The sequence below is a fragment of the Lysinibacillus sp. Bpr_S20 genome (assembly GCF_023337835.1).
In the GTDB taxonomy this organism is placed as follows: Bacteria; Bacillota; Bacilli; order Bacillales_A; family Planococcaceae; genus Lysinibacillus.
On sequence record NZ_JALNLQ010000004.1, the window covers coordinates 423628 to 436912 of the forward strand.

Here is a 13285-nt window from a genome sequence, read left to right on the forward strand (position 1 = left end):
GATTCTTTAACCACTATAGAAATGTTATGTTCTGCGCAAACTTTCAATACTCTTCCCGTCTTTATGATGCAACTTCATTGTTTATTTTATTTTTCGATTTTCTCAATCGATTCGACACGTATAGAGCAATGTAAAATCGTGAATGAGAAAAATTTTATAGCATATTTAATGTAATCCTTTTAATAGTTGCTGTATGTGTCTTCATGGCGAAAAAGAAAATCGTTATTAAAGCTAGGACGCATAATACTTTGAGTAAATGTACAGTTGTAGGATTAAAAATCGCAATAAGTGCCACAAAAGTAAAGAGTGAAAAGTTTAAATAGTCTCGTTTCGAATGAAATTCCATGCTGTCATCATCTTTAGTGAAGAAAATGCCTTTTCGCCCTTTTTTGTTTTTAAACAATTATTCTTGATTAAATTGTTTTTGTAACTTTGCTTTAGATATGAGATAAAGAAAGAAACCAAAAGCTATCCCACCGATTATCCATGCTATCATATTGAACCATGATAAAGAAAGATCGTCACCTCCAATAAATGGCAATATGTATTCCATCATGACAATCATCCAAAATCCCCAATGTATACTTGCAATTATACAAGAACGTTTTAATTTCGCTTTTTTGGCGTCATATTCTTCTGGTGTTGCGCAATCGGATGTGTCCAATTGCTTTTTTCTTAATCGGTAGCCGATATAACCTGAATAACCAACATTAAGAATGACAAGTATTGGCGTTATGATGGACATTTCATTATTGAACGTATCAATAACTAAACTTACGAGCATTAATAACATTGATAAGTAATAAAAGATAATGCCTGATAAAGCTAGCTCTTTATAAATCTCCTGTTTTTGATACTCGTCCCTTTCATCAAATGCGCCAATAAAATAATTTAAAATGCTATCTTTCAAGATCTTCACTCTCCCAAAACAATGTATTTAAATCGGTTTTTAGTACTTTAGCTAAGGAAATACAGAGTGCTAATGTTGGATTGTATTTATCGTTTTCAATTAAATTAATCGTTTGACGTGCTACTCCAACCTCACGTGCTAATTCTATCTGAGTAAAATTCCGTAATTTCCGAAATTCCTTAACCTTATTCAAAAAAACACCACCCATTCGAAGTATAATATATATGACATTTTATATTATGTCAATTATATATGACATTTTAATTTAGAGGGACTAGCCAGATTTATGCGGATTTACAACATTAAGTTAAAAATTGCACCCACAACGCTTTGGGAACTTTAAGTATCAGCATTTTAATACTTAATTATGTAAAATTTTGGATTAATCATTATTTTCACAGGGTATTTTATATACTAAAAGGCACTTGATTTAACACAAGTTTAATTTTTGTAGAATCTAAATTGCTTTTATTTTTGTAGTAGTTCGAGCGATAGAATATGTGACAATAAAGAAGGCTAATAATGTTCCATGCTGGTTAGTACTGGGATCTTTTGGAATAGCTGTTCTAACAGCTATTGACATGACATACTGGATAATTTAAATACTTAGAATTTATTTAAAGATAAGGCTCTGTTAAATTTAAATGATGTTTTTATCTAGTAAATATGAACCCTCACAATTGATTTTTCCTTATTTTCACAAAGGTCTTTTGTGGTATTAATATATATTTGAAACTAAATGGTTAAAGTAGTCGTATAAGGTATTATAGATTAGAGGAGGTCGGAAAAATGGATTATACTAAAATCTATAATGAGGAACTGATTGCCTTAGTAAAAGAGAAAATAAAGTCCGTCGGTGAAATTAAAGCGGTGAAGTTTGTGAGAGAACAAACAGATATGTCCTTAATACAGGCAAAAAAATTTGTAGATTTTTGTAAAGAATAGACATAAAAATTAGAGTCACTAAACTGTGGCTCTAATTTTTATTAAAAGTATCTTCAATAGCCATTGAACTACTAAATAATAAACTTTGACAGACGTAAACTACGATATGTTTCTGTCATTTTTTTGTGCTTTCATTGCTATGACTATCTACAAATAAAAACCGCTCGTTCACAATAAAAAATGGTTTAAAAAAGAAAAAGAGATTTTATTAAACGAGAAAATTGTATATATATACTACCTAAAATAGATATAGAAATATATGAGAAAACGCTATTAATAATAAAAAATGGTTATTCAACAATCGGGCCATATTATTGAATAACATTCTTTAACGAAAGGTTCCTCAAACGATGCTTTGGGAATGTTTTGAAATCAATCATACCTACCAGTTGTAATTTTCTGTATAATTAAATTGTTTGAGAATACATCAAGTGATACGAGGTATAGAGTATGAATATTACAACAGTATTAGAAAATGTAGACGAACTGATTAAAAATGCTGAAATGATTGGGATAGGTTCAACAAGAAAAGTTTTTCGTTATGAAGATTTCGTGATTAAAACATTCTTGCATCCTATCGGGTATGCTCAAAGCAAAAACGAATATGATATGTATAAATCATTGGAAGCATTAGGATTGGAGAAGCATATTGCACCTATTCTTTATATAAGCGAAAAATATGTAATTCAGCCTTTTTATGAGCAATTACCTTTAAACAATAACTGTTCTTATGATATCGATTTAGAAATGGATTCAAGAATGACAGAAGATTTAAAAACTGCACTCAATGTAATTGATAAAGAACTAGATGGTTTTGACTTTAAAGATTCTGGTAACTACGGTTTAGACAAAGATGAAAAACTTATATTAATCGACTATGGAATGACGAAAAAATTGTATGAAGAGCAATGGGTGCCATTAGCTGAAGGAGGCACGCTTCCACAAATTCGATTTGAAAAATGTCGGGTATGTAATGTTGAAAAAGAACTTCGTATGTATGGAGAGAATGATACAGATAATCGTTGTTTAGATTGTGGGAAAGATTATTAACTTAGTATACGGAATAAAATTTACATGCGTAAGACGTTCCCAATTGAAAGTATGGAAACACACTTAAAAGCCACAAAAGAAGTTTAGTTATTCCATTAAAGGGCGCAATTGTTGAACAACATAGCTGGAAAATGATAAAAAACTTTTTCATAAAAATCTCATACTTATCTAAAAAGAGTAACTCCATTTTGATCAATCTTTTTTTAAAATGGAGTTTTTGAAGTTGCTATTAGCTAAGGATTGAGGGATATTTTTTAATCAATCTTTATTCCAAAGCTACAGGCGACTCCTGCGGGATGAGATTGAAGCCAAGCCCGCGGAAAGCGCCAACTCGGAGTGAAAATCAACCTTTGTATATTGATACACATTAATTCCTTGTAACAATTTGAAAGGATGCCGAAACTAGTTCAGCATCCTTTAATTTTAGTCTTCATCATCCACAGCCTCTGAAGGATAATCGAATGGTAGTTGATAGATATATTGTGCTAACTTTGCAATTGGAGCATCTAACAATGATGATTCTGCTTCGTTCGCTTTTAAAATATTGATTTCTTTATTCAGTCGCTCCATTTTTCGATCCAGCTCAGCTACTTGAGTAGCAGCCTCCTTCAAATCAGAACGGATATGTTCAGGTACTTCCTTGTTGTATTTGTAATAGATTTTATGTTCAAGGCTAGCCCAGAAGTCCATCGCAATTGTACGAATTTGAATTTCGGCATACACTTTCTCCATACGATCAGACATGAAAATGGGAATTTTTATAATAAGATGCAAGCTTTGATAACCATTTCTCTTTGGGTTTGCGATATAATCCTTTATCTCTACAACCTCAATGTCATTTTGTGCCTGCAACATTGCACTTACTTTATATATATCTTCTACAAAGGAGCATGTAATTCGAACACCTGCAATATCACGAATGTTTTCACGAATGGATTCAATCGATGGCTCAAGGTTCTTTTTCTTGACCTTCAATAATATACTTTTTGGTGACTTTATTCGAGTTGATAAATGTTCTATTGGGTTATATTCATGAATTAGCTTAAACTCTTCTTGTAAAATATTTATTTTCGTTTCAATTTCCTGCAAGGCAAATTTATAGACTAAAAAGAAGCGTGTTAAATCTGTTTGTAGATTTTGTAAAGTGGTTGCTTCAAGTTCGTTTTTCATCCTTTATAAAATCCTTTCTTTTAATGGCATTCTACTAAGTATCAACGTTAATTAATATATTAATCTTACCAAAAATAGCATCGAAATAGAAATAAGTGCTCTGAATCTATGTACTAGTAATCTTGTTTCATAAAAAAAGGGGGGTGTTTAGCCCCCAGTGAATTGTGCTTTGTATTGACCTCGGAATATTTACCATTTAAAATGCGTTGTAAATTTTACAATGCCTCGCCTTTGTTGCAATAATTCACTACATCTGAATAAGGTAAATCTCCTCCAAAAATTGAAAGAGCGCTACCGATTGTAATATGAAGTTTACCATTCGCGATATTTTCAAATTTCTTTAAGTCGCCTAGAGAACGAACTCCACCAGCATATGTTGTTGGAATTGTTGTCCAAGTTGCTAAATCATGCACTAAACTTTCCTGCATACCGCCTTTTTTTCCTTCCACATCAACGGCATGAATCAATAGTTCATCACAGAAATTTTCGATAAATGCAATAGACTCAGCATTTACCTCAAAATCACTAAACTTTGTCCATTTATCAGTTACAACAAACCATTTTCCATCGCGCTTACGGCAGCTTAAATCGATGACAAGATGCTGTTTACCAATAATTTGTACTAATTGTTTAAGTCGATCTACATTGAGCCTACCATCATAAAATATAAATGATGTGACAATAACGTGGGTAGCTCCTGCATCAATATACTTTTTTGCATTTTCCGTAGTGATGCCGCCACCAACCTGCAACCCTTGAGGATATGCTGCTAGTGCTGCTAGTGCGGCTTCTTCGTTTCCGTCACCTAGCATAATGACGTGACCACCTGTTAGTTGATCCTTGGCAAACATTTTTGCATAATAACTAGAATCATGATTTGAAATAAAGTTCTCGATGACGTCTTGATCTTTATGACCTAGTGTGCTGCCAACAATTTGTTTTACTTTGCCATCGTGTAAATCGATGCAAGGTCTAAATTCCAATAGCTTCACAATCCTTCCGTGCGACAAATTTATCTATATCATAGCATGGAAAGTTCGATAAAAACCGGGAAATATTATTTTTATCTTCTTTCGTCTTGTATACCGGAAGCGAAGTGTAAGCTATAGAATTCCACCTTTATAGGTGGTGAGATGAATACGGATTTCAGCGAATGTCCAAACATTCGCTTGTAAGACGCTTAACGAAATGATCGATATCGTGTCAGCTCTCATGCAGGTCTAGGTATAAAGTTGATTTTGGACAATCATGATGAGGCATAATTAATTAAAATTAAGTGAATTCTCTTTTTAAACGATTTTTCATGTAATGATGTGGTAAAATATATTAATTGAATTGACCATGAAAGGACGAACCGAATATGGCGGAAAATCTTGATTTATTTGAACTAAATAAATTTTTTATACTCGGACGTCCAATTGTCTCCATCTTTCACAATGCGCAAAATATGTATTCAATAGTTCGTGTGAAAATTCAAGAGACCAACTTACAATACGAGGATAAGGAAATAATAGTTGTTGGATATTTCCCGCCGTTACAGATGGATGAACAATATCGTTTTACAGGTATATTGAGACAACATCCAAAATATGGTGTGCAATTTCAAATTGAGACATTTACGAAAGAAGTGCCAGCAACAGAGCAAGGAATTATCCATTACTTATCGAGTGATTTGTTTGTTGGAATCGGAAAGAAGACCGCTGAAACAATCGTAGAGAAACTAGGAGCAAATGCGTTACGTCTTATTTTAGAGGACCCAAATGCGCTTGATGCTGTACCTCGACTATCCGCTGAAAAAAAAGAGGTTATTCATCGTACGATTGAACAAAATCTAGGCTTAGAACGAGTGATGATTCAACTTAATGAATGGGGTTTTGGACCACAGCTAGGTATGAAAATTTATCAAACATACCGAACAGAAGCAGTTGAATTATTAACTGAAAATCCATATCGCCTTATTGAAGATGTAGAGGGTGTTGGTTTCTTTCGTGCAGATGAGCTTGGTGCAAAATTAGGGATTACTGGCAATCATCCAGACCGTATTAAGGCGGCGATTTTACATACTCTAAATTCAGCAGCTTTATCGGATGGGCATGTGTATTTAGATGCAGAACATGTTTTACCATTAGTAAAAGATATGCTTGAGCAAAGCCAACGAGAGGCAATTCCCTTTGAGATGATTTCTAAAGCATGCATCGAATTGCGTGAGGAGAGTAAAATTTGTGGGGAAGAAACAAGACTTTATTTACCATCCCTATATTTCTCAGAAGTAGGAATTGCTTCAAAAATATTAGCTTTAATCGAACGTAACAATAAGGCTGAACATTTTAGTAAGGACGAAATACGTAAAGCGATTGGTGAAACAGAAGAGGGACTCAAAGTCACGTATGCTGAAACGCAAGCGAATGCTATTGAACAAGCGCTAAACTCAGCTGTTATGATTTTAACTGGTGGACCTGGTACAGGTAAAACAACTGTTGTTCGGGGTATAGTAGAAGTGTATGCAAAGCTACATGGCCTATCATTAAACCCGAAGGAATACGCACAAAAAGAAGAACCATTTCCGATTATTTTATGTGCTCCAACAGGACGTGCTGCGAAGCGTTTATCAGAATCAACAGAACTTCCCGCAATGACAATTCATCGATTGCTGGGCTTTACTGGTCAGGAAAAAGAGGAAGAAACAGAGCGTGAGGTTACAGGGAAACTCATTATCGTAGACGAAATGTCGATGGTTGATACTTGGCTTGCGCATCAATTATTAAAATCCTTGCATGAGGATGTGCAAGTTGTATTTGTTGGAGATCAAGATCAGCTGCCACCAGTAGGACCAGGACAGGTATTAAAGGATTTGTTGGCTTCCGAGCAAATACCTACTGTGGAGTTAACGGAGGTTTATCGACAAGCAGAAGGCTCTACTATTATTGAACTTGCCCATCAAATTAAACGTGGTAATATCACAAATGACCTAACATTAAAAACCTCTGATCGTTCATTTATTAAATCCTCGTCAGATCAAGTAGCAAGCGTTGTTACACAAGTGGTGAAAAGTGCGGTTGCGAAAGGCCAAGAAATTCGAAATATCCAAGTGTTAGCACCCATGTACAAAGGTCCAGCGGGAATAGACAATTTAAATAAAATGATACAGGAACTTATTAATCCAAATGATACTGGCACTAGAAAAGAGCTTGTCTTCGGTGATGTTACATACCGTATAAAGGATAAAGTCTTACAGCTTGTCAATCAACCAGAGAGCAATGTTTTTAATGGGGATATGGGAGAGGTAATCAGTATCATAAAGGCGAAGGAAACAATTGAAAAACAAGATTTGCTTGTTGTGTCATTCGATGGTATTGAAGTAACTTATCAACGTAGTGACCTCAATCAATTAACACTTGCCTATTGTTGTTCTATTCATAAATCGCAAGGCTCCGAATTTCAAACGGTTATCATGCCTGTTGTACGGGGATATTCTAAAATGCTGCGTCGTAATTTGTTATATACAGGTATTACACGTGCAAAAAATTTCTTGATTTTATGTGGTGAGCCTGATGTGCTAGCAGATGGCTTACTGCGTACGGATGATTTACAGCGCTTTACGTCTCTGCGTGCAAGACTCAATCCAATGAATATTGCGGAAGAAGTTGAGGAAACAGAACCTGTTTCATTAAACGAAGATGTACAAAATGAAAAACAATCCATTGATTTCAAGTTAACGGTAGAAACAGAACCGTATATCCATCCATTGATTGGAATGGATGGTGTCTCGCCGTATGATTATTTAGATAAATGAAGTGAGTTAATTTCATAAATTTAATCTCTTTTGGAAAATATGATTTATGATATTAATTCACCGATAAACTTTTATTGGTTGGAAGAACGTCTAATGATTGAAGGTAAAGATAATATAAATTTTTTTGAGGTGAATATAGTGAAACGCATTCTATTACTCCTTTTATTCATGATGCTATTACCTTTTGCAGAAAAAGCTTTTGCAAGTAATACGGTCATCCAAGTGAATAAAGAAGTAAATGTCTATGATAATCGTTCTGGCTCACTAGTTCAGGTGGGAACATTATCAGCAGGACAAACTTTTGAAGTAACAAAAGATTACGGACTTAATTGGTGGCAAATTCGTTGGGGAGGATATTATGGTTATGTTGAAAAAAAATCTACAAAGGTTGTTTCAGCAAAAACTTATAAAAATACAGTCCCAGCTGTTACTAAAATAACGGACTATATTGTCCCAACAAAGGTTGCACCGATTTACGATAATACTGACATTAAGCTTGTTCAATTTGCTACATTGTCAAAAGGAATTCCCTTCCCTATATATAACAAAATGGGTAATTGGTATGGAATTGCTGTGGACGGCCGTTTAGGATATGTACATAGTAATAATGTTGTGGAAGAAAAAGGTAAGCATACAACAAATACCACAAAACCTGTTGAAAAACCAACTACAACTCTTCCTAGTAAAAAAAATGGCTATATTGAGGCGTTAGAAAACGTAACTTTGACTGATTTTCGTCGCGAAAAAGCAATGGCTATTGCTACTTTATTGAAAGGGCAGCAGCTAGAGGTTGTAGATTCAATGGATCCAACTTATGTTAAAGTCCGTTGGGGTAAATCATATGTTTATGCAGAAAAATCAAAAGTGAAGTTTGTAAATACTCCTGCATATAAAAATGTTGGTAAGGATAGTACAATGAAAAATCAGTATTTCATCCCTACTTCTCCAAACAGTGAGCTTTATGATAATTCAGCAAAAACATTAAAGCCATTTGCCAAACTAGATACTAATCGTCGTTATCCGATATTGAAGAAAGAAGGGGCTTGGTATGTAACAGTACTTGGCGGACGTGTAGGCTATATCCATAGCTCTAAAGTAGCGATGGATCGCGGCGTCCCTGTTCTGATGTATCATCATTTTCTAAAAGAGCGTGAGCTTGGACGTTTTAAAAATGTAAGTACTACAATGACAGATGTTCAATTTGCAAAAGAAATGCAGTATTTAAAAAGTAAAAACTACGAAACCATTACTGACGACGAATTATTGCGTTTCATGCGCAATGAAATTACACTGCCAGCCTATTCAATTGTTTTAACTTTTGATGATGGCCTATTGTCGACACGTGAATATGCATATCCAGTACTTAAAAAAAATGGCTTTAAAGCTACACAATTTTTAATTACGTACCGTAATGAAAGTGCGAAAGATGGGCAAATTTTTAATCATAATGATTTACAAGCAATTTCGCGTAAGGATATGACAAATATGCAAGATGTTTTTGCGTATGAATCACACACATACAATTTACACACCTTAGTACAGAATAAAGGTAAAATGCTTCTAATTCCATACCATGAGGTGGTTAAGGATTTGCAACGTAGTAAAACAATGATTCCAAAGGCTAAATCTTTTGCGTATCCTTTTGGGCAATATAATGCCAACACGATTAAAGCGGTTAAGGAATCAGGGTTTGTAATGGCCTATTCAACAAAACATGGCTATAACAATCCATACGATGATATCTATCAAATTAAACGCTTGGCAAGTAATCAAAAAACAACATTTGCGCAATTCCAAAAAATGGTGTTGCCATACGCGAAGTAAAATACAAAACCCGATCAATTCGAAATTGATCGGGTTTTGTTATGTTTTGATTAGTGGATGCCAACTAGGTTGTGTTTAACTACTTCATATGCTTGGCAAACATTGCTGAATTGATCTTTTTCTTCGGCAATCATATCTGAAGCAATAGAAAATAAAAGATTCTCTTCATTATGATCCTCCATTTTATTCATTAAAGCAGCTTCCATTTTAGCCACGTACGAGATGATTTGTTTGTTCATATATATTCTCCTTTAATAAAAAGATGTTTTTTTGTTTTAGTTACGAGGCTATCTTACACCTGCAAATACAAAAAATCTAGCAATTCTGTACTAGTTGAAAAGGACTTTTTTATGAATGTGTCACAAAATCGAACTCGTTAAAAAAGTGCTGATTGAAACCGTTTTTATCTAAAATGACTGAAAAATCATGCAATAAGCTGGATTTTTAACTGTGTTTATTAAGTAGTACAGTTTGGAGTATTTGAGTTTTTGTTGTAATACAGTTGGGTGGGGTGGAACCTAATATTAGGTAATTTCATATACTGAAAAAGTATAAAAACTTTTGTAACGTTTAGGGGTGACTGCATGCCAGTAATTACAGGACAGCAATATATTGACCGTATTGACGCTTTACAAACATATATTTCGATTGATGGGAAAGTTGTCACAGGAAAGGTGTCGGAGCATCCAGCATTTAAGGGAGTAATGCAGAGTCAGGCAAGGTTGTTTGATTTACAAAATGAAAAGGCATTGCTCGAAAAGATGACATATGTTTCACCAACAAGTAATAAGCGTGTAGGTATGTCTTTCCTTCAGGCGGAGACAGTCGAAGATCTTGTGAAAAGACGGAATGCAACAAGAGAATGGGCATTATCCACTCATGGCCTTATGGGGAGAAGTCCCGATTACATGAATACGACATTAATGGCTTTAGCTTCTGTTGCTGATTATTTGAAAGATAAGCCAAATTGTTTCCCGCAGCATTTGTTAAAATTTTATGAGTATGCTCGTGAGAACGATTTGACTATGACACATACATTTATTGAGCCACAAGTTAACCGTAAAAAATTTTATTTTGAAGATGAAGATGTTACAATTGCTGCTAAAATTGTAGATAAAACGAGCGAAGGGTTAGTCATTAAAGGTGCGAGATTACTGGCGACACAGGGAGGCATTACAGATGAACTCCTAGTTATTTCCACAAATGGTTTTGATGAAGGGAAAGGCTTTGCTTTTTCAATACCAAGTAATACTAAAGGCTTAAAGTTTTTATGTAGACAATCATTTGTCGGAGGTGACTCGACTTTTGATTATCCATTAAGTAGTCGTTATGAGGAAATGGACGCAATTGTTGTGTTTGATAATGTTGTAGTACCGTGGGAACGCGTCTTTTATTATGAGAATGTGGAAGTTGCCAATAGCTTTTTGAACGTAAGTGGTTTTCAAACATATGGTTTACATCAAGTTCTTACACGTCAAATTGCCAAAACTGAATTTGTGTTAGGTGTTGTACAGTCAATTGTAAATACGATCAATATCGGTGAATATCAACACGTGCAACAAAAGGTCGTTGATATCATCGTGGCATTAGAAACGATGAAGGCTTTACTTTTAAAATCTGAAATAGAAGCAACAAGAGATGCTTTTGGTTTTATAAGACCTGACTTTTCGACAGTGCAAGTAGCCATTCAAATTTACCCTAAAGTCTATCCGACATTCACAGAAATTGTCCAGCTACTTGGTGCAAGCGGGTTGATGTCCATTCCGAGTGAAAAAGCATTTACTGCAGATGACGGCGACCTTGAGCATTATTTGCAGTCTTTTCAGGATGGTGGAGAGGAGCGCGTCAAAAAATTCCGCTTAGCTTGGGATTTAACGATGAGTAGCTTCGGTACGAGACAAACGCTATATGAACGCTTTTTCTTTGGGGATTCAGTCCGATTAGCAGGTGCACTGTATAAAAATTATAATAGGGAAGAATACGTTAAAAGGGTAGAAGATTTTTTAAAAAATAATCATTAATTTTTGAGGAAGTAATGGGATAAAGGCATCTTTATTTATATTTTTTGTTTGACAGTTATTTGACTTTGCATTATGATTTACAGGAACTATATAACTAGCAATCCCTTCGTTAGGTGAGGCTCCTATGCTGGAGATACGCTACTACCCAAAAATGTCGAGAGACGCCAATGGGTCAACAGAAATCATCGAAATAAGGTGTTTTTTAACGTAGCTGGAGTAATTCCTATGCCGCATAGTGCTAAAACTCAACGTTTGAAGGAAGAAAGCAGAGTAGTATTTTTACCTATGCTGTTTTTTGATATGTGTATTCAACACGCCTTCATTCGTCGAAGGCGTGTTTTTGTTATTTAAGGAAGGTGATGAGAAATGGATAGTAGCCCTGAACCGAATAAGAAAATGTTAAGTGGTAGTAAACAATTAAGGATTGTCGATTTCTTATCGCCAAAAACAAGTGGTTATTGATGAGAAATGCTTCTAAAACAAGCTGAATTACAATCAATAATATCACCTGTTTTTTTTCCTTAAATAATAAAACATGAGGTGAAGAACAATGATTAAAATTCATTATTTTAAAAAAGAAAATAACGCAGTACAACATGATTTCAATATTAAAGAATTTAACCATAACCTTCATACTGAAGATTTATTATGGGTTGATTTATATGCATACAACTACAATGAATTGAATGATATAGCTGAAATATTTGGTTTCCATCCATTAGCAGTTGAGGATTGTCTTCATGAAGGGTCACGACCTAAAATGGATAATTACGGCGAATACAAATTTTTCGTTTTCCATGCACCGATTTATAACGAAAAAAGTAGCAACGAAATAACAACGGTAGAATTAAACATTTTTATGGGTCCTAACTATGTTGTAACGGTTCATAAACAAAAACTTAAATGGCTAGGTCATATAGAGAATGTTTGCTTAAACAGTATGAAGTATTTGGATAAAGGCACCGATTTTCTATTGCATACTATTATCGATGGAATTACAGATGAATACTTCCCGGTATTAGAGCGAATTAGAGCACGGATCGATGAGCTTGAAGAAGAAATATATGACTATGAACCAAAAGTAGTTACGGAAGAATTCCTAGCATTAAAACGCACGATTATATTAATTCGACAAGCGATTATGCCGCAAAAAAGAATTTTTTCCAATATTAATGGCCAATGGAAATTTGAAATTCGTGAGGACAATGTTCCTTTCTATAAAGATTTAAATGATCATCTAGAACGAATTGTAGAATCAACAGAAACTTATAGAGATCTAGTTAATAGTACCTTGGATACGTATTTTTCTATTATAAGTGGTAAATCGATAGAAAAGCTCAATTTATTAACAGTCATTTCAACTATAATGTTACCTTTATCAGTAATTACAAGCTTTTTCGGCATGAATGTTCCGTTGCCATATCAAGATTCTCCAATAGCGACCATAACAATTAGTGTGTTCTTAGTCATTTTTACTTGGGGAATGTGGGCTTATTTTAAAAAAATGATTGCTTAGTTAGGATTAGCAATTATAGTGCGAATTGACAGAAGGAAATATTTTTTTTATAATTC

General features: G+C 34.3%; 11 protein-coding genes and 1 riboswitch. Of the genes, 6 read left to right on the forward strand and 5 right to left on the reverse strand.

Annotated features, from left to right (window positions below):
- Positions 1–403: 403 nt before the first annotated feature.
- Both MWJ95_RS13035 and MWJ95_RS13040 read right to left on the reverse strand, forming a co-directional pair.
- Positions 404–910: a DUF3278 domain-containing protein gene (locus MWJ95_RS13035; protein WP_249105927.1), complete on the reverse strand. Its 507-nt coding sequence runs from the start codon at positions 908–910 to the stop codon at positions 404–406.
- A complete protein-coding gene (locus tag MWJ95_RS13040; RefSeq protein WP_249105930.1) occupies positions 900–1103 on the reverse strand; it encodes a helix-turn-helix transcriptional regulator in 204 nt (67 codons plus the stop codon). The genes MWJ95_RS13035 and MWJ95_RS13040 overlap by 11 nt, the downstream gene beginning before the upstream one ends.
- Before the next feature lie 596 nt (positions 1104–1699).
- On the opposite strand from MWJ95_RS13040, the gene MWJ95_RS13045 reads away from it, so the two are divergent.
- Both MWJ95_RS13045 and MWJ95_RS13050 read left to right on the forward strand, forming a co-directional pair.
- Positions 1700–1855, forward strand: coding sequence for a hypothetical protein (locus tag MWJ95_RS13045; protein WP_162832712.1), 156 nt, complete (start codon positions 1700–1702; stop codon positions 1853–1855).
- A 450-nt stretch (positions 1856–2305) separates the two neighbouring features.
- Positions 2306–2905, forward strand: a complete 600-nt coding sequence (locus MWJ95_RS13050; protein WP_249105933.1) for a protein kinase — start codon at positions 2306–2308, stop codon at positions 2903–2905.
- A 423-nt stretch (positions 2906–3328) separates the two neighbouring features.
- Here the strand turns inward: MWJ95_RS13050 and MWJ95_RS13055 are convergent, their stop codons facing one another.
- Both MWJ95_RS13055 and hisA read right to left on the reverse strand, forming a co-directional pair.
- The gene (locus tag MWJ95_RS13055) at positions 3329–4075 is read right to left on the reverse strand and encodes a GTP pyrophosphokinase (protein WP_249105936.1); all 747 of its coding nucleotides are present in this window, start codon (positions 4073–4075) and stop codon (positions 3329–3331) included.
- 215 nt (positions 4076–4290) lie between these two features.
- Positions 4291–5058, reverse strand: coding sequence for a phosphoribosylformimino-5-aminoimidazole carboxamide ribotide isomerase (gene hisA / locus MWJ95_RS13060; protein WP_249105937.1), 768 nt, complete (start codon positions 5056–5058; stop codon positions 4291–4293).
- A 377-nt stretch (positions 5059–5435) separates the two neighbouring features.
- Between hisA and recD2 the strand changes: the two genes are divergently transcribed.
- Together recD2 and MWJ95_RS13070 are read left to right on the forward strand one after the other, a co-directional pair.
- A complete protein-coding gene (gene recD2, locus MWJ95_RS13065) occupies positions 5436–7868 on the forward strand; it encodes an SF1B family DNA helicase RecD2 (RefSeq protein ID WP_249105939.1) in 2433 nt (810 codons plus the stop codon).
- A 93-nt stretch (positions 7869–7961) separates the two neighbouring features.
- Positions 7962–9692 carry a polysaccharide deacetylase family protein gene (locus MWJ95_RS13070; protein WP_249105942.1) on the forward strand — a complete coding sequence of 577 codons (1731 nt, stop codon included), beginning with the start codon at positions 7962–7964 and terminating at the stop codon, positions 9690–9692.
- Between the two features lie 50 nt (positions 9693–9742).
- On the opposite strand, the gene MWJ95_RS13075 is transcribed toward MWJ95_RS13070, so the two are convergent.
- The gene (locus MWJ95_RS13075; RefSeq protein ID WP_249072669.1) at positions 9743–9931 is read right to left on the reverse strand and encodes a hypothetical protein; all 189 of its coding nucleotides are present in this window, start codon (positions 9929–9931) and stop codon (positions 9743–9745) included.
- A 345-nt stretch (positions 9932–10276) separates the two neighbouring features.
- On the opposite strand from MWJ95_RS13075, the gene hpaB reads away from it, so the two are divergent.
- Positions 10277–11713 carry a 4-hydroxyphenylacetate 3-monooxygenase, oxygenase component gene (gene hpaB / locus MWJ95_RS13080; RefSeq protein WP_249072668.1) on the forward strand — a complete coding sequence of 479 codons (1437 nt, stop codon included), beginning with the start codon at positions 10277–10279 and terminating at the stop codon, positions 11711–11713.
- Between the two features lie 98 nt (positions 11714–11811).
- Positions 11812–11977, forward strand: a riboswitch (M-box (ykoK) riboswitch).
- Between the two features lie 286 nt (positions 11978–12263).
- Positions 12264–13229, forward strand: a complete 966-nt coding sequence (locus tag MWJ95_RS13085; protein ID WP_249072667.1) for a magnesium transporter CorA family protein — start codon at positions 12264–12266, stop codon at positions 13227–13229.
- The last annotated feature ends 56 nt before the right edge of the window (positions 13230–13285 follow it).